The organism is Pseudomonas neuropathica (assembly GCF_015461835.1).
GTDB classification, from domain to species: Bacteria; Pseudomonadota; Gammaproteobacteria; order Pseudomonadales; family Pseudomonadaceae; genus Aquipseudomonas; species Aquipseudomonas neuropathica.
Window position 1 is genome coordinate 297,200 of sequence record NZ_JACOPX010000008.1, and the last position, 17,768, is coordinate 314,967.

Here is a 17,768-nt window from a genome sequence, read left to right on the forward strand (position 1 = left end):
AAATTTCCCAAGAGCATTGATCGGTATTGACCCATGCTCAGATGCAAGAAAGCGAGCCCGTTGCAGGCTCGCTTGATCGGTCATCAGCCGCGTGCACCGACCACGCTTGAACCGTAAGAGATGATGACCTCCACCCGACGGTTGAGCTGACGGGAGCGGGCATTGCCGTTATCGGCAATCGGAAATTGCTTGCCGTAGCCTTTGGTGATCAGCCGATCAGCGCCGATGCCCATTTGCTTGAGCGCGAAAGCCACGGCGTCTGCGCGCCGCTCCGACAGACGCTGATTGAAATCGTCACCGCCGACATCGTCGGTAAACCCTTCGATGCGCACCTTGCGTTCAGGGTTGGCCGCCAGATACTGCGCCAGTTGTTCGAAGTTGCGCTGGCTGCCGTACTTGAGATCGGCCTTGCCGGTGTCGAACAACACGTCGCCGAAGGTCACGACTTCCCCGCGCTGGGTTTTCTGCGCTTTCATCGCTTGCAGCGCCTTGAGCTGCTGAGTGCGCACGTCGAGTTGCACCTGAGTACGCTCGGCGTCGATTTTCTTCAGACCCGCCTCGGCCTGGCGGCCGGCAATGGTCTGCTCGGCCAGGGCGATTTTCTGGCTGGCCAGATAGGCCAATTGATCGACTTGCGGTGCCTGACGGTCCTTCTGCGACGCCTGGTCGGCTGCGTTCAACGCCGTAAAGGCAGACTTGGTTTCAATAGCTGCGAGGGTGTTGGCTTCCGGCTTGTTTTGCAGCGCCGCGAACTGTTCGCGGGCTTGCAGCAGTTGCGGGTTTTCAGGCGGCGTGGCGCAACCGGCCAGTGTCAGAGCGATCAGCGAAGCGATGGGCAACAGTTTGAAATTCGACATGAACAAGTCCTTATTGAGCGCTGGCTGGCGGATTGAAACCGGTGACCGGGTCTTGCAGCATTTCCTGCTTGAGCACCTGAATGCCATTGCGCGCGTCAGCCAGTTGTTTCTGCCATTTCACAGCGCGCGATTTACGTTCGGCAAGGTTGGCATCGGCTTCGATCTGTTCGGCCAACAACTTGGCTTGCGGGTAGTTTTTCTCACCGAGGGCGCGTTCCATCTGGAACATCTTGTCTTGCGCTGCCTTCATTTCCAAAGGTGCGTATTGGGTTGCTTCGGCCGACACCGCACGGTTGACCGCGTCCTTGGACAAGCTGATCTGTTGCTCTGGCAGCGGCGCGCTGGCGCAGGCACTCAACGCCGCAGCAACGGCCAGTCCACAGACGGCCAATCGTGCACGGGAAGACATACGTGGAAGGGTCATCAACAGCTCCAAATGTTAACCAGTGAAGTGAGCTCGGCTGTATGCCGAGACCACCGCACGTTAGCGACAGAGGGCCAGTGACGAATGTAGGAAAATTCGCAAGAACGACAGGGAAAATGGAAATAGGTTGCTACGCCAGACGCTCATCCAGTTGTGCCGCCAAACGCTCCATCGATTGCTGCAAGGCATCCACCGCTTCGGTCAGAACCTGCGTGTCGAGACCTTCGCTGGCAACTTCCAGCGCTTCACAAGCCTGGATCAGTGAGTGCGCCTTGATAATGCGTGCGCCGCCCTTGACCCGGTGGGCCAGATTGGCGAGCCCGGGCATATCGTGCTGGGTAAACAGGCGCATCAGTTTGGCCATGTCCTGTGCATTGCTCGTGGCCAGATCGCTCAACAGACTGTTGATCGACGCAGGATCACCGCGCGTCAGTTGTTCGAGGCTGCCCAGATCGATGTCACCGGTAACAGCCCCCTCGCCGTGTTCTTCGGTGGGCGAACGCGGTCGTGGAACGACGGCCGCCAGACGCAGGTTCAGATCCTTGAGGCTGATCGGCTTGAACAGGCAGTCGTCCATGCCGGCCTCGGCGCAACGATCCTTCTCTTCGGCCAGCGCATTGGCGGTGAACCCCAAAACCAGACTGCGCGGCAAACCTCGCGCGGCCTCTTCATCGCGGATCGCCCGTGCCAGTTCGTAGCCATTCATGATCGGCATGTTGCAGTCGGTGATGACCACGTCGAACGTCTGGTTGCGCCAGGCACGCAGGCCATGGGCGCCGTCCTCGGCATCCGTCACCCGATGGCCCAGATAACTCAACTGTTGTGACAACAGCAGGCGGTTGGCCGGGTAGTCGTCGATCACCAGAATATTCAGACAGTGACTGGCCCGCAGTGCCTGGTTTTCGTCGACCGGCGCGGCGTCCAGAGGGTCGAGTGTCGGTAGATTCAACCGCACCTCGATCTGTGTACCCTGCCCCAACTCGCTGGTCAGCGTGAGGCTGCCGCCCATCATCTCGCACAGCGTGCGACTGATCATCAGGCCTAATCCGGAACCGCCCTGGACGGACTGGCCATGATTACCCGCCTGGGAAAACGGCGTGAACAACTGCGCTTGATCTGCCAGCGAGATGCCGCGACCGCTGTCCTTTACGCGCAGGCAAAGACTCAGTCGCTCATCGCTGCCGGTTTCGACCTGCACACTCAACATTACGTGCCCTGCGTCCGTGAACTTGATTGCATTGCTCAACAGGTTCGACAGCACTTGTTTGAAGCGCAGCGGATCGATCAACACATCGACATTGCTCAGGGCGTCCAGATCCAGTTGCAGACGCAGCTGTTTCTGCCGCGCCAAGCCTTCAAAAATGCGCGCGACCGATTCCACCAGTTCACGCAGATTGGCGCGCTCCGGAGCCAGCGACAGGCGTCCGGACTCGATCCGCGCAATGTCGAGAATGTCGCCAATCAGATCCAGCAAGCTCCGCGCCGCACCCGAGGCCACTTCAACGGCGAAGCGATCCAGCACACCTTGATCGGCTTTTTTCAGTGCCAGTTCGAGCATGCCGATGATGGCGTTCATCGGTGTGCGGATCTCATGGCTCATGGTTGCCAGGAAAGTGGTCTTGGCGCGGTTGGCGTCATCGGCCACGTCTTTGGCGATCTGCAGTTCCTGCAACAAATGCTGGCGCTCGCTGACATCGATCCAGCCAGCGATCATGCCGTTGACTGCACCGTCGCTGCCACGATACGGCAGCATCCAGTGGTAGATGGTCAGCGCGCGGCCGTCCGCCAGATTCAGGCTACGGTCCTGGATGCTCGGCAAGCCGTCCTCCATCACCCGTAGATAATCATCCTGAAACGTCTGTGCCTGCTGCATATCGCTGAGCACGCCGTCCGTGACCAACTTGCCGATGACCGCTTCGCGCTCGGTACCAAACACTTGCAGATAACCACTGTTGCAGATCACCAGGCGACCTTCGCGATCGCGCACGTAGATCGGATGCGGCGTACCGTCGATCAGCACGCGCATGAATTCCATCTGATCGTTCAACGCGATTTCCGCCTGACGGCGCTTGCGCATCAACTGACGCAGATAGGCAATCCAGCCCAACGCCACCAGCAACAACACGCCGGCAATCACGAAGCCCTGAATGATCATGCCGCGATTGCGCAGCCAATAACTGTCATCCACCACCACTTCACTGCGCCAGCGGTTGGTCAGCTCGTCCATTTCTTCCGGGCTGATGCTCAACAAGGCCTTGTCGAGAATCGAGTACAGCTCCAACGCACCGCGATTGGTCGCCAGTGCAATACGTGCCGGCTGAGTGCCAACGGTGCTGGTGACCTGCAATGTGTCTCTGTATTGACGAGAGATCATATAGCGGGCACTGACCAGCGAGTTGATCGCACCATCAACTTTGCCCACCGCGACCATTTCCATGGCTTCGGCAGCATTACCTGCCGGCACCAATTGCACGGTGGGAAATTGTTCGATGAGGTACTCGCGCAAGACGTTGCCACGGATCAGCGCCAGGCGTTTGCCGGACAGTTGATCGAGCGTCTTAGGCTCGCTGTCACGGCGCGTGACCAGCACAAACGGGTTGATCAGGTACGGCCGGGTGAAACGCAATTCGCCTTCGCGTTCAGTGCTTGGAGTGAAGGCTGCGAGCATGTCGGCCTTGCCGCTGGTGACCTCACCGATCAGGTCGCCCACCGAATCAACGCGCTGCATATCGAATTGCAAGCCCGTGCGCAGGCTGATCTTGGCCAGCACATCAGCACTGATGCCACGAAACTTTCCCGCTTCATCGACAAAGGTCAACGGCAGAAAGTTCTCGTTGATCGCGACTTTGATGCGCGGATGGTGATCCAGCCATCGCTGTTCGTTGACGCTGAAATGCAGCCGGTGCTGGCCGGGAATGGCCACCCCGCCGACGCTCCAGCGCCGTCGGATGCTCATGCGTTCCTCAGCAGGAATCACGTTCAATGCCGCATCGAGAATACGCAACAACCGGGTGTTGTCCCGAGTCACGGCAAAACTGAAGGGCTGGGTCTCCATGCGCGAAAAATCGCTGAGCTGAACGTTGTTGAGGTAGTTCTTCTTGACCAGGTAATTGGAGCTGAGCAGGTCGCCCAGATAGACGTCAGCCTGACCGAATGCCACGGCACCGATTGCCGACAGTGTCGAGGGATACAGTTGCACACTGGCATTAGGGTAAAACGCCTTGACCGTTTCCGGTGGCAGGTAGTGATAAAGCATTGCCACCCGTTTGCCCGCCAGGTCTTCCGGCAGGTTGTGACTCTCTTCAATGCGCGTCACCAGGGTCGGGTTATCGTCGGCGTAAGGCGCAGAAATCGCCAGGTCGGGATCCGCTGCTTCAAAACCGTTGGCGGTGCCGATCATATCGATCTGACCGCTCTTCAGCGCCGCCAGCAAATCCCCACGCGAAGCGTAACGCCGCACTTCGACCTTGACGTGCAGCAGTTGCTCGACCAGTTGCGCGTAATCGGCCGTCAGGCCTTCGTAATCATTGCCGTTGCCGGTGATCGCAAAAGGCGCGTAATCAGGGCTGCTGTCGCCGAGCAACAGACGCCCCTTGCGGCGCAACCAGCTCCAGTCCGGCTCATCGAGTGGCACGGCGTACTCGTCGACATCCGATCGACCGAGCAATTGCAATGTATCGGGCTGCGTCGCGGCCATGGCCTGCAGCAACGACATTGAGCCGAACAGTGCCAGAGCGGCGAGGCAATTTCTGACGAAAGTAATCATCTAGAGCAGGTTGTTGCGCTTGGCAAAATCGGCGAGGTACACCACCGACTTGACGTTGAGTTTCTCGATCAGACGCGTCTTGTAGGTGCTGACGGTTTTGTTGCTCAACAGCATCGCTTCGCCGATTTCCTTGTTGCTCAAACCTTTGGCCAGTTGCTGCAGGATCGTCAACTCGCGATCCGACAGGCTCTGGATCAGTTCCAGATCGGTGGCCTGGGCATCGCTGCGGCGCACCGAACTGCTGGCCAGATTGGGGAAGAAGGTATAGCCGTCCATCACCACCTTGATGGCTTTGACCAACTCGTCGAGGTCGTTGGTTTTCGACATGTAGCCGGCTGCGCCAGCCTTCATGCAGCGCATGGAATAGAACTGTGCCGACTGCGACGTCAGCACGAGGACCTTGCAAGACAGGTTCAGCGCGCGGATACGCGAGATCACCTCCAGGCCGTCGAGCTTGGGCATGGCGATGTCCAGAATGATCAGGTCGGGGGTATGTTCGCGGGCCAGCTGCACAGCATCGGCACCATTGTCCGCTTCCGCGACGACCTCGAAATGTTCGTGTTTCAATAGCATCCTGACCGCAGAGCGAATGAACGGGTGATCGTCCACGATGATCGCTTTATACATAAGAACCCCTGTAAGACGTTGATCAACTACTTGGCAACGCCACAAACAACAATGGGACAGCAGTCCAGATGATTCACGTGTCGAACATACACGAGCACCACAGGAGTGTAGGAAAATTCTTGAAAAACCGTACGGCGCCGCACAAACGATCAGCGCCCGCCCTCCGGCTTCTCCAGCCACTGCAGCAGGTCATGTCCGTTCATGGGGCGGGCCAGGTAATAACCCTGACCCATTTCGCACTCCAGCTCGCGCACATGCTCAAGCACCTTCGGGCTGCTGATGCCTTCGATCACCAGATCCATTCCTAACGAACGAGCCAGCACCCTCGTACTGGCGACCATCGTCCGGTTGCGTTGACGGTCGAGGTGCTGGACAAAACGTCCGTCGAGTTTTATCTGGGTGAACGGCAACTGACACATAAGCTTCAACGAGGAAAACCCGACACCGAAATCGTCGACCGCTAATCCGCAGCCGAGCAGGCGCAAACGCACCAGGTTCTCCTGAGTGCCGGGCGGGCAATCGAGCAAACCGTTCTCCGCCAATTCAAGCATCAGAACCGATCCGTTGAACCCGTGCCGCTCCAGCGCCCGTTTGATATGTTCCACCAATGCACTGTCAGTCAGTTGTGAAGCGTGCAGGTTGAACGCCAACTGCAGAGTCATGCCGCGATGGCGCAAAATGCCCAGCAGGCTCAGGCCCTGTTCGAGCAACTGCTTGAACATCTGATCGGTCAGGTCATATGCCAGCACAGCGGCGAGAAAGTCACAGGGCAGTAACGTACCGCGCGCCGGGTGCTGCCAACGGACCAGCGCCTCGACACCGATCACCGCGCCGCCATGCAATTGAAATTGCGGCTGGAACCACGCCCTAAACTCCCCCAGCGCCAGCCCGCGACGCACTTCATCTTCACCCGGCAGTTCATTGCTTAACGGTGTCAGCAAGGGAGGTATCCGCCCGCGTTTATAGCGATACAACAGGCGGTTCAACGAACGCAGTTGAACCGGCCGGCTCAGCACCCCGAGCAATTGCAAACCTGCCAGCGAGGCCATTTGCCCCAGGGCGCGCGTCAGCTCCGGAGGTAACTCGCAGCACAGCAGTACCCCGCGCACCATGCCGCTGTGGCAGGCAACACGCAAAAACTCCAGACAATCGAGGCCCCGGTCAGTGAGGTCGCAGATCACGATATCGACCCCGCCCTGCAGGTGCATCTGCACCATGGCCTGCTCGGCATCGGGTGCTTGCAGCACGTCACGCACGCTCAGGCGTTGCAACATCCTGACCAGCACGTTGCGGGCAAACTCATGATTTTCCAGCACCAGAATACGTGGAGAGGTCATTTTCCTTTAATCACTCAATTGACCCGGGAGACCGGATAGTGGACTGCGCCAGCAGGGTTGAACGCAGGACTTATCCTGCCTCAATGTAGGAAATTTCCCAGAGAATAATGCGTCATCAGTAGTAAACGATCTGCACAACCATGATCGCTTCGAACGGTCCGACCTCGGGATTGCCCAGCGACACCACCGATGCACTGAACGGCACATCGATATGGCTGACGTCCGCCGGAAAATTCGCCAGAGGGAAAGGCTCGTTGATCTGCACCAGATTGTTGTGGGCATCGCGCACCTGAATGCCGAACTGGCTGCCGGCGGAAGGCAGGATGTTGTAGAGACCCTGCTGATTGCCGGTCACGAACGTCGCACCGATGTTGATCGCGCTGCTGCACTTTTTCTCCAGGGCCAGGCTGAAGGGACGCGTCGGATTGGGCGGGGAAAAACCGGTGGTGGTTTTCTGGATCACGCCAAAATCGACAATGCCCGGCTCCGGCGTCACCGTGACGTCGACCGTGCACGCAGTGCCGACAATGTTCTGCAACCCGGTGAGTTGAAAACGGAAGTTGCCCGCCGGGTTGCTCGGCCCGCCGTTCAAGCCATAGAGACCGTCGAACTGGAACACGTCGTAGGTGTCTTGCGAAGGGCGCTGCAACGGTAGCAATCCGCGTTTGCGGATCACCACCTGAAACGCAATGCTTGGGGTCACCCGCGAACAGCTGAGCATGTCGGCGCCGCTGGTTGCGTCCGGGCAACCACGAGATACGAATCCGCTGTTCACGCCCTGGGTCGGGTTGGAACTCCAGTCGCCGTCCCAGGCTGTCACGCCGCGATACACCAGACCGAATTCGATGCCCCACGGGGTGGCATTGAGTCCGGCCGGATTGCCGTAGAAGTAGATCGGGTCGTCTTCCCTGAAATGGATGTCGAAGAGTTTCCAGCAGTCGGCTGGCACCACATGGGTTTTCGAGCGCCAGATGATCGTACCGTCCGGCACGGTGTCCGGCACCGACACTGGACCAATGTATTCGCTCAGGTAACTGCCGCCGTCCAGCGACTTGCAGACCATCGCCGAAGCCAACTGCGACACAGCCATCAGCACCGCGACTGCGGCCAGTCGAGTCAGTGCAGTAAACAGGTTCACGGTTTCACGCCTTTGCAGACGTTCGCCACGCAGTTGAACAACGTATCGGACTGGCCACCGAAGTCATTCATGTTCGACACCCGCAAGGTGCTGAACGCGGTGTTGCTCAGGGCAAACCGCACATTGCCGCGTGGCGCGATCATCACGGTATCGATCGGCATTCTGGTTTTTTCCGGGCCGGCCAACAGGCCGACCACGGTGATGTGAAACGGTGTCGGGTTATCGACAATGAGTTGTTTCGCCGCCGGGTCGATTTTCAGGTTCAGGCCCAGCGCGAGGTCTTCGCCACGCTCACGCTTCACCGCTGCCGGGCGATAGAACAGCTTGATCTTTGACTGCAAAGCAATCTGCATCGAATTGACCGCCTGGCTTTTCGGCGGGATCTCGCGAATGTTCAGATAAAACACTGACTCACGATCAGCCGGGAGCGCCAGTTCGGGCAGTTTCACGATACGCAGCACACTGCTTTCATTCGGTTCGATGCGCTGCAACGGTGGCAGGACCATGAAAGGCGAGGTGACTTTCTGGCCACTCTCGTTCTCGATCCATGACTGCACAATGAACGGCAGTTGCGGGTTTTTGTTGCTGACTGTGACGCTGACCGATGGTGCACTTTCCTCGAACACCAGACGGGTGCGATCCGGCACCACAGCGGCGCTGGCCAACAGCGGCAGACCAAGGGCCGCGGCCAGAAACAGACGGTGAGCAGTAAACAAGGCAAAACGAGACATGATGACTCCGGGTTTATTGGAAGACGCGGTTACAGACACTGGGCAGGCTTGGCGATATTGCTCACCACGTCCTCCTCAGGGAGTTTGGCCAGACTGCATTGGCCGGCGTCATCCCAACGCGCTACCAGTTCAGCCCCGACCTTGATGCCCAACAGATAAGTGACGCCCGCCTCGCCGACGATGCCCACCTCCCGGTTGGTATTCTTGTCCTGCACCGATGCGCCGAAAGGCACCGGTTTACCGTCGTTGCGGGTCAATACGACAAATGCGTTGCGGCCCTGCCCCGTGGCGAAATTGACGTAGCCGATGGCCCCCTCGGTCAGCGCCAGACGCTGGATCGGGTTGGACACTTCGGTGTTGAGCGGCAGTTTTTCGACGTTGACCCGCGCTTCGTACGCCTGAAACGAAGGCAAACCATCCATCACCGCATAACCGTCTCGGTTGGTGCGGGTCTGCCCGGTGAAGGCCACGCCCGGCACGCCATCGGTAGACACCAGCAGACGCGTATCGCCGCTGGTGCCATTGGCATGGGCCGACACGCCATACCGGGTCGCGACCAGCGAGCTGTCGAGTTCGCCGGTCAGCGAGCGATAGGTGCTGCCATCGGTGGAGGCCGACGCATTGGCGCGGTAACTCGAAGCGCGTTTACCGACATAGGCGTTGACGTAGCGGTTGTCGCCAACGCCGCCATACACCTGATAGTTCACGCCTTCGCCGTCGTCATGGCTGTAGCCGACACTGGCGGACGAATCGCCGGAGCCCGAGCGCTGCAGGTTACTGGAGGCCATCGAATTGCCCCCCAGTGGCACCGTCACACCGAGGTAGATCTGCGAGTCATTCTGCCGACTGTTTTGCGTCTGGTAAGCCGACAGGTTTGCGGTGATATTCCTGACGTTGCCAAGAGAAAAACTGCGCGCCACGGTCATGCCGAAACGATCGGCTGCCGGCGCATCCCAATAAGTCGAATGGTCATAGGAAAAACTCGTCGATAACCAGGAAAAATGCTTGGCCAGGGTCACCGAATAACGTTGCTTGCCCGAGTTCATCGCATAGGAATCGGCATCGCCGACAAACTGCGAAAAGTTGGTGAAGGTCTTGTCGGAAAAGCGATAACCCAAAAACCGCAGGTCGGTGCCAATGGCGTCAAAACGCTTGGAATAGTTGATTCTGTAAGAGTTGCCGGCCACGGTTTCGCCGTTCCAGCGCAGCTTCGCCCGAGACGTGGTGACATCACCAGACACTGCGCCGAATACGCCAAGGTCCTTGCCGATACCGATGGCATTCGACTGATAACCCGAGGCAGCCAGCACGCCACCGTAGATCGTCCAGTCCCTTGGCAGACCATAGGCCGCTTCCGAGGCGACAAACTCAGGCTCAGTGCCGCCGTTACCGGTCAGGCGCGGCTGGCCGGCGGAAACCTTGTAACGCAACTCGCCTTCACGGGACAGAAACGGAACTGCGGCGGTGGCTACGGTAAACGTTTGTTCGCTGCCATCCTCTTCGCGCACGGTCACGTCCAGTGTGCCTTGCACGCTGCTGTTGAGATCCTGAAGGCTGAACGCGCCCGGCGTCACCGTGGTCGAGTACAACACACGGCCCTGCTGGGACACGGTGACGGTCGCGTTGGTACGCGCCACGCCACTGATCAGCGGCGCATAACCGCGCAGGTTCGGCGGCAACATGCGGTCGTCGCTGCTCAGGGTCGCACCGCGCAAGGCGAAGGTGTCGAACACATCGGAGTTCAGATAATCCTCTCCTACCGACAGCTTCGAACGTATCGATGGCAACGCGCGATAGGCGTACAAGCGGTTCAACTGGAACGCTTCGCCGTGGGGATCATTATTCTGGCTACCTGACTCTTGCCGCGCCTGATAATCGGCGCGGATGCGCCAGGCATCGAGGTTGACCCCGGCCGTGCCATAGCTTTGCAATGACCGCGAATCGCCGGACGGCGTATTGGTTTCACGGCTGTTGGCGATCACTCGGTAATCAAGCAACGCGCCGTTGAGCCCGTCGCTCCAGGCGGCAGGCGGAATGTAGTTGGGATCGTCATACTCGAACGAGGCTTGCGGCAGGCTGATCGACAGACGTCCAAGGTTTTTCATGTACTTGATCGAGGCATTTTCAATGCCACGCAAATCCACGCATTGCCCCTCAGCCAGACGCGGCAGGCTTTTGAGCAACGCAGGCTTGAGACCAAAGGTCGCCACCAGGTCTTCGGGCAGACAAGCGTAACTTTCTTCCGGGTTGGCGCCGCTCTTGAACTCGATCGAACGTGAGCCGAAATAACGCTGATTGACGGTGATATCCAGCAAGTAACGACCGGGCACAGTGTATTGGGCGTGGGCAAACTGTCCGAGACTGATATCGTCGTTTTTATCGATATTCAGGAACTCCGAATTAAACTCCACAGCGTTTGAATAACGCGCACAGGAGATCAACACGCAAGACACGAAAAGTTTTCGGCCGTACACGGGAAATAGCCTTTATCAGAACTTTGACGGAAAAGAAAAAAGGGGTTTTCACCCCTTTTTCTTACACCTGGCGATACGCGGGTATCAGTTGTAGGCCACGGTGAAGTTAGCGACGCTGTCCGCTTCACCAGTGGTGACGGTCGCGGCGGTGGCTTCATACATGGCAGCAAACGTCACAGTGTTGTTGCCGTCTTGCAGCACAACCGGGGCAACCTGCTCAGTACCGTTGTCGAGCATTTCGCCGGCGCTGGCCTGCAGGCGGATGCCGACGTTCTGCGCCAGACCGGTGGTGGCAAACAGGCCGGGAACGGCCGGATCCTGGACACCACTGAAGGTGAAGCGCGCGTTCTTCTGGGTGGTGGTGTCGCACTCGGTCAGGATGATGTCGAACTTGGTCGGCGTCGAACGATCACCGATCGCCTTGAACTGGTTCGATGGCACCTGCCCCAGGGAAACGGTCTGGTCCAGCGAACTGGCGTCGATACCGCAGGCGCCGGAAACGATTTCACCGATGAAGCGAACGGTGCCGGGGTTGCCGGATGCTGGCGTCGCAGCGTTAGCGAAAGAAGCGAGACCCATGACAACGGTAGCGGCGGTAACAGCGACGATCTTTTTCATTTTTTACATCTCTTGGGATAGTTATTTATTCGGCCCAGCGGCCTGGCTTCCCAAATCACTCATGAACGGCAATAGGTTTGTTGGTCTTAGCGAACAAACTTCATCACGGACTCTGCAACCAATGGTCCCCCCCATATATCCGGCCATTCCTTGCCGAACTTTCCAGGTATCCGTTGCACAGCCGTAAATCCGTAACAAGTAATCAGAACGCCGGGCATCTCTGCTCCGGAACAAATAGTGATCGAGACCCAAGGGTGAAAATGTAAGTTCTTTCTTGCTGCCTTGTAGGACAATTCTCAGCAACCGAGAATGATCATTCCGTGGTACTCGGACTCCAGAACGCCTGCACCACCAGCGCCGATGTGGAAATCCGCGCAACCAGTGCGTCGAGTTCATCACCATCGACCGAGGTTGTCGCCAGCGTCGCTTCAATCTCGATTTCATCGGCGCCAAACGCATGCACATCAACATCACTGGCCGGGTAGTTGCTGCGCTCAAGCTCGGCTTCAAGCAAGGCGAACACGGCGGTTTGCTGTGAGCGTCGGGCGATGACGTAGACGATGTTGGTGACTTCCGCCGAGACCACGTCCAGTGGCTGGCGGTTGATGTTATTGACGATCGGCCGCAGCAGGGTGTTGGCGGCGAGGATGAACAATGTGCCGAGCACGGCTTCGGCGAGCAGGTCGGCACCGGCGCAGGCGCCCACCGCTGCGGAGGTCCACAGGGTCGCGGCGGTATTGAGGCCGCGCACATTGCCCTCTTCGCGCATGATCACCCCGGCGCCGAGAAAACCGATGCCGGACACCACGTAGGCGACCACGCGCACCGCGCCTTCGGCACCGGCGAGACGGTTGGCCATGTCGACGAATATCGCCGCGCCGACCGCGACCAGCACGTTGGTGCGCAGGCCGGCGGTGCGTTGCCGGTACTGACGTTCGAAACCGATCAGGCCACCGAGGATGAAGGCGGCACTGAGGCTGACGAGGGTGTCGAGCAGCGAATCGAGGTTGAGGTTGTTGATGGCTTGCATAGTAATTTCCCTGAATACACACAAATCCCCCTGTAGGAGCTGCCGCAGGCTGCGATCTTTTGATTTTGTTTTTAAAAGACAAGATCAAAAGATCGCAGCCTGCGGTAGCTCCTACAGGGGAGAGCAATCCTGCGGTTATTGCCAGCCGAACCGGCGGATGTAAAAACCTTTCACTGCCTGGGTCAGCGCCATGTACGCCAGCAGGATCACCGGCAGGAACACGAAATACATCGATGGCAGCGCCTGCAATTTGAAGTAGTGCGCCAGCGGCCCCATCGGGAGGAAGATGCCGACCGCCATGATGATTCCGGTCATCACCAGCAGCGGCATGGCGGCGCGGCTTTGCAGGAACGGAATCTTCGGCGTGCGGATCATGTGCACGATCAGCGTCTGGGTCAGCAACCCGACCACGAACCAGCCGGACTGAAACAGGGTCTGGTGATCCGGGGTATTGGCATCGAATACGTACCACATCAAGGCGAACGTGGTGATGTCAAAGATCGAACTGATCGGGCCGAAGAACAGCATGAAGCGCCCGACGTCACCCGGCTGCCAGCGTTGTGGTTTCTTCAGCATTTCCTCATCGACGTTATCGAACGGAATGGCGATCTGCGAAATGTCGTAGAGCAGGTTCTGCACCAGCAGGTGCATCGGCAGCATCGGCAGGAACGGAATGAACGCACTGGCGACCAGCACCGAGAACACGTTGCCGAAGTTGGAGCTGGCGGTCATCTTGATGTACTTGAGCATGTTGGCGAAGGTGCGCCGCCCTTCGAGCACGCCCTCCTCCAGCACCATCAGGCTCTTTTCCAGGAGGATGATGTCGGCCGCTTCCTTGGCGATGTCCACCGCGCTGTCCACGGAAATACCGATATCGGCGGTGCGCAGCGCGGGCGCATCGTTGATGCCGTCACCCATGAAGCCGACCACGTGACCGTTGCCTTTGAGGACGCGCACGATGCGCTCCTTGTGCGACGGTGTCAGTTTGGCGAAGACGTTGGTGGTCTCTACGGCAACCGCCAGTTCGGCATCGCTCATGCGCTCGACGTCGTTGCCCAGCAGCAAGCCTTGTTGCGCGAGGCCGACTTCGCGGCAGATTTTCGCGGTCACCAGTTCGTTGTCGCCGGTCAGCACTTTCACCGCCACGCCATGTTCGGCCAAGGCTTTGAGCGCTGGTGCAGTGCTTTCCTTCGGTGGATCGAGGAACGCCACGTAACCGATCAGTGTCAGTTCCTGTTCATCGGCCAGGCTGTAAATCTCGCGACCTTCAGGCATCGAGCGGGCGGCCACCGCCACCACGCGCAAGCCTTCAGCGTTGAATGCTGCGGTGACCTGACGAATCCGGGTCAGCAATTCATCGCTCAAGGCTTCATCGACGTCGCCGTGACGCACGCGGCTGCACACCGCCAGGACTTCTTCCACGGCACCCTTGCAGATCAACTGATGTGGCTGGCCACGTCCTTCGACCACCACTGACATGCGTCGGCGATTGAAGTCGAACGGGATCTCATCGACCTTGCGAAACGTCGTGCCGACTTTCAGTTCACGGTGGATTTCCACGTGCTCCAGCACCGCGACATCGAGCAGGTTTTTCAGGCCGGTCTGGTAGTAGCTGTTCAGATAGGCCATTTCCAGCACGTCGTCAGAGTCTTCGCCCCAGACGTCGACATTGCGCGCGAGGAAGATTTTGTCCTGGGTCAGCGTGCCAGTCTTGTCGGTGCACAGCACGTCCATGGCGCCGAAGTTCTGGATCGCATCGAGGCGTTTGACGATGACTTTTTTACGCGACAGGAACACCGCGCCTTTGGCCAGCGTCGAGGTGACGATCATCGGCAGCATTTCCGGGGTCAGACCGACGGCAATCGACAGCGCGAACAACAGTGCTTCGGTCCAGTCACCCTTGGTGAAACCGTTGATGAACAGCACCAGCGGCGCCATGACGAACATGAAACGGATCAACAGCCAGCTGACTTTGTTGACGCCTTGCTGGAACGAAGTCACCGCGCGATCGGTTGCGCCAACTCGCTGGGCCAGCGCACCGAAATAGGTGCTGTTGCCCGTGGTGAGTATCACCGCCACCGCCGTGCCGGAGACGACGTTGGTGCCCATGAACAGGATGTTGTCCAGCTCCAGCGGATTGCGCGTGTCGCGATCAGCCTGCCGTGGAAATTTCTCCACCGGCATCGATTCGCCGGTCATTGCGGCTTGGCTGACGAACAGATCCTTGGCGCTGAGCACCCGGCAATCAGCGGGAATCATGTCGCCGGCCGAGAGCACGATCAGATCGCCCGGCACCAGTTGTTTGATCGGCAATTCGCTGCGCGGCGCGTCACGGCGCATCACCGTGGCGGTGTTGCTGACCATGGCTTTCAGCGCATCGGCGGCCTGGTTGGATTTGCTTTCCTGCCAGAAACGCAGCAGCGTCGACAGCACCACCATGGAAAAAATCACCACGGCGGCCTTGAGGTCTTCGGTCAGCCACGAGATCACCGCCAACAACGTCAGCAGCAAGTTGAACGGGTTTTTGTAGCAGTGCCACAGGTGAATCCACCATGGCAGCGGCTGCTCGTGTTCGACTTCGTTGAGGCCGTATTGCGCACGCAGCGCATCGACTTCGAAATCGGTGAGGCCATCGGAATGAGTGCCGAGTGACGACAGCAATACGCCGCTGTCGCAATGCGCGGCATCGACCAACGTGTTGGCCAGCGTGGGCGGGACCTCACGGCTGACCGTGGTGTCGTTGATCGATTCCAGCAGCGCCAGGCGACGGAAGTGCCGGGCGATGTGGCGGGTCCGCAGAAAACCTGCGAAGAATTCCTTGAGCGTAAGTTTCATGGCTGTTGCCCCTATGGTCAGCCGGGAAACCGTCAAGCAGGTACGGCCGCGCCTCGTCCACCGGTACAACCGGCACGGCAAGGCCTGGCGCGCCGGTCAGAAACGACAGGCGTGTCGATAGGGCTGCGATCACGACTGTGCAGTCGAAATCACGCTCTGTTCAGCGTCGAAGAGAAGGAACGTCCAGACATGGCCCAGGACGGGTCATGCACGGGATGCCGCTGCTCGCTGTTACGGCGAGACAACGGCAGAGAAAGGCTGCGCGTTATCTTGCCGAGAATCTGCCGGTTACCGAGACCGGCCGACAACTGTCACTCGAACAAGTACCCACTGTGGGTCTCCGCTATTGATGAAAACGCGCGAAGCTTACGCCCCGATGTCTGGAGAGTAAACCCGCAAAAGGCAGTGTGTCGGGGAATGTGGGGGATGTTCAGGAAGGGTTCAGGAACAGAATGTGTGGCGCTTTTGATGGCCCCTTCGCGAGCAAGCTCGCTCCCACATTGGATCTTCATCTGACACAAAATCTGTGTTCACTGAAAATCCCCTGTGGGAGCGAGCTTGCTCGCGAAAGCGATATGTGAGGCGCTAAAAAATCAGCTGGCAGTCGCCAACAGCAGATCCGCCATCGACCGATGCCCACGGTTCTTGCCATGGTCATACAGCGAGCCGGCAATCTCGTCCGCACGAATCGGCAGCACCGACAGCAGCGTATCGCTCAGACCATGGCTGGCCTGGCAGAAGCCCTGCATGTAGATGCCGGCCTGGCAGCGTTCGTCGGTGATCAGTTTGTAATTGCGATCAACCTCGAAGTCGCCCAGGTATTCTTCCAGCGGCGCCAGCAGTTTGCGATGCATCTGCCGCTCGTAACCGGTGGCCAGAACAACCGCGTCGTAATTGCGTACAGTGACTTCGCCGGTGGCGTTGTTGCGCACGGCCAGTTCGATACCGTTTTCGGTGGCGGTGGCTTTCTCGATGGTGGTCAGGGTACGGAACGCGTGGCGGGCAACACCCGAGACTTTCTGCCGATAGAAGATGCCGTAGATGCGCTCGATCAGGTCGATGTCGACCACCGAATAGTTGGTGTTGTGGTACTCGTTGACCAGACGCTCACGCTCGACGCTGTTCTGCTGGAACACCAGATCAGTGAACTCCGGCGAGAACACTTCGTTGACGAACGGGCTGTCGTCAGCAGGCTTCAAGGCCGAGCCGCGCAGGATCATGTCGACCTGCACCGACGGGAACGAATCGTTCAGATCGATAAAGGCTTCCGCCGCACTCTGCCCACCACCGATGATCGCGATGCTCATCGGCTGATTGTTCACGCACGGCTGCTTGGCCATTTGCGAGAGGTATTGCGAGTGGTGGAACACGCGGCTATCGCCCTTCAGCGCTTTGAACGCCTCCGGAATACGCGGTGTGCCACCGGCGCTGACCACCACCGAACGGGTGGTGCGTACATGTTGCAGGCCCTGGCTATCGCGGGAAATTACCCGCAGCGCTTCAACCTGGTGGTTGTGCAGCACGGGCTCGATGGTCAGCACTTCTTCGCCGTAGCGACTCTGCCCGGTGAACTGCCCGGCGACCCAGCGCAGGTAGTCGTTGTACTCCATGCGACACGGATAGAAGGTGCCGAGGTTGATGAAGTCGACCAGACGACCGTGGTACTTGAGGTAATTGACGAACGAGTACGGGCTGGTCGGATTGCGCAGGGTCACCAGATCCTTGAGGAAGGAAATCTGCAGCTCGCTCTGCGTCGACAAGGTGTTGCCGTGCCAGCTGTAGTTGGCCTGCTTGTCGAGGAACAGCACATCCAGTTCACCCTGGGTCGGGCCGCGCTCTTGCAGAGCGATGGCCAGCGCCAGGTTCGAAGGGCCGAAACCGACGCCGATCAGGTCGTGAACGATGGGCGATGCAATTGCCTGTGTCATTTC

General features: G+C 58.8%; 12 protein-coding genes. All 12 read right to left on the reverse strand.

What is annotated here, in order from left to right; translation table 11 throughout:
- Positions 1 to 83: 83 nt before the first annotated feature.
- The 12 genes from H8F23_RS14130 to H8F23_RS14185 all read right to left on the reverse strand — a co-directional run bounded on the left by H8F23_RS14130 (position 84) and on the right by H8F23_RS14185 (position 17,765).
- On the reverse strand, positions 84 to 857 hold the full coding sequence (locus tag H8F23_RS14130; protein ID WP_095124838.1) for an OmpA family protein: 774 nt from the start codon (positions 855 to 857) through the stop codon (positions 84 to 86).
- A 10-nt stretch (positions 858 to 867) separates the two neighbouring features.
- Positions 868 to 1,281: a DUF4398 domain-containing protein gene (locus H8F23_RS14135; RefSeq protein WP_225919925.1), complete on the reverse strand. Its 414-nt coding sequence runs from the start codon at positions 1,279 to 1,281 to the stop codon at positions 868 to 870.
- Between the two features lie 130 nt (positions 1,282 to 1,411).
- Complete coding sequence (locus H8F23_RS14140) at positions 1,412 to 5,047, reverse strand: transporter substrate-binding domain-containing protein (protein WP_228759229.1); 3,636 nt, start codon at positions 5,045 to 5,047, stop codon at positions 1,412 to 1,414.
- Positions 5,048 to 5,674: a response regulator transcription factor gene (locus H8F23_RS14145; RefSeq protein ID WP_194934768.1), complete on the reverse strand. Its 627-nt coding sequence runs from the start codon at positions 5,672 to 5,674 to the stop codon at positions 5,048 to 5,050. It abuts the gene before it with no gap.
- Between the two features lie 149 nt (positions 5,675 to 5,823).
- Positions 5,824 to 7,011 (reverse strand): EAL domain-containing response regulator, encoded by a 1,188-nt coding sequence (locus H8F23_RS14150; protein ID WP_194934769.1) that lies wholly within the window; start codon positions 7,009 to 7,011, stop codon positions 5,824 to 5,826.
- A gap of 115 nt (positions 7,012 to 7,126) precedes the next feature.
- Positions 7,127 to 8,149: a fimbrial protein gene (locus H8F23_RS14155; RefSeq protein ID WP_324187886.1), complete on the reverse strand. Its 1,023-nt coding sequence runs from the start codon at positions 8,147 to 8,149 to the stop codon at positions 7,127 to 7,129.
- Complete coding sequence (locus H8F23_RS14160; protein WP_194934770.1) at positions 8,146 to 8,880, reverse strand: fimbrial biogenesis chaperone; 735 nt, start codon at positions 8,878 to 8,880, stop codon at positions 8,146 to 8,148. The genes H8F23_RS14155 and H8F23_RS14160 overlap by 4 nt, the downstream gene beginning before the upstream one ends.
- A 29-nt stretch (positions 8,881 to 8,909) precedes the next feature.
- Positions 8,910 to 11,291 carry a fimbria/pilus outer membrane usher protein gene (locus tag H8F23_RS14165; protein ID WP_324187887.1) on the reverse strand — a complete coding sequence of 794 codons (2,382 nt, stop codon included), beginning with the start codon at positions 11,289 to 11,291 and terminating at the stop codon, positions 8,910 to 8,912.
- Positions 11,292 to 11,438: 147 nt separating this feature from the next.
- Positions 11,439 to 11,972, reverse strand: a complete 534-nt coding sequence (locus H8F23_RS14170) for a fimbrial protein (RefSeq protein ID WP_194934771.1) — start codon at positions 11,970 to 11,972, stop codon at positions 11,439 to 11,441.
- Between the two features lie 313 nt (positions 11,973 to 12,285).
- Positions 12,286 to 13,002, reverse strand: a complete 717-nt coding sequence (locus tag H8F23_RS14175) for an MgtC/SapB family protein (protein ID WP_007913384.1) — start codon at positions 13,000 to 13,002, stop codon at positions 12,286 to 12,288.
- Between the two features lie 135 nt (positions 13,003 to 13,137).
- Positions 13,138 to 15,837 carry a magnesium-translocating P-type ATPase gene (gene mgtA, locus H8F23_RS14180; RefSeq protein ID WP_194934772.1) on the reverse strand — a complete coding sequence of 900 codons (2,700 nt, stop codon included), beginning with the start codon at positions 15,835 to 15,837 and terminating at the stop codon, positions 13,138 to 13,140.
- A 593-nt stretch (positions 15,838 to 16,430) separates the two neighbouring features.
- A complete protein-coding gene (locus tag H8F23_RS14185; RefSeq protein WP_194934773.1) occupies positions 16,431 to 17,765 on the reverse strand; it encodes a lysine N(6)-hydroxylase/L-ornithine N(5)-oxygenase family protein in 1,335 nt (444 codons plus the stop codon).
- Positions 17,766 to 17,768 lie beyond the last annotated feature (3 nt).

What these genes read in the sequence shown, in the direction of transcription:
- H8F23_RS14150 (WP_194934769.1), bottom strand. Translation starts at nt 7,011, where the DNA reads ATGACCTCTCCACGTATTCTGGTGCTGGAAAATCATGAGTTTGCCCGC.
- mgtA (WP_194934772.1), bottom strand. Translation starts at nt 15,837, where the DNA reads ATGAAACTTACGCTCAAGGAATTCTTCGCAGGTTTTCTGCGGACCCGC.
- H8F23_RS14145 (WP_194934768.1), bottom strand. Translation starts at nt 5,674, where the DNA reads ATGTATAAAGCGATCATCGTGGACGATCACCCGTTCATTCGCTCTGCG.
- H8F23_RS14185 (WP_194934773.1), bottom strand. Translation starts at nt 17,765, where the DNA reads ATGACACAGGCAATTGCATCGCCCATCGTTCACGACCTGATCGGCGTC.
- H8F23_RS14175 (WP_007913384.1), bottom strand. Translation starts at nt 13,002, where the DNA reads ATGCAAGCCATCAACAACCTCAACCTCGATTCGCTGCTCGACACCCTC.
- H8F23_RS14160 (WP_194934770.1), bottom strand. Translation starts at nt 8,880, where the DNA reads ATGTCTCGTTTTGCCTTGTTTACTGCTCACCGTCTGTTTCTGGCCGCG.
- H8F23_RS14130 (WP_095124838.1), bottom strand. Translation starts at nt 857, where the DNA reads ATGTCGAATTTCAAACTGTTGCCCATCGCTTCGCTGATCGCTCTGACA.
- H8F23_RS14170 (WP_194934771.1), bottom strand. Translation starts at nt 11,972, where the DNA reads ATGAAAAAGATCGTCGCTGTTACCGCCGCTACCGTTGTCATGGGTCTC.
- H8F23_RS14140 (WP_228759229.1), bottom strand. Translation starts at nt 5,047, where the DNA reads ATGATTACTTTCGTCAGAAATTGCCTCGCCGCTCTGGCACTGTTCGGC.
- H8F23_RS14135 (WP_225919925.1), bottom strand. Translation starts at nt 1,281, where the DNA reads ATGACCCTTCCACGTATGTCTTCCCGTGCACGATTGGCCGTCTGTGGA.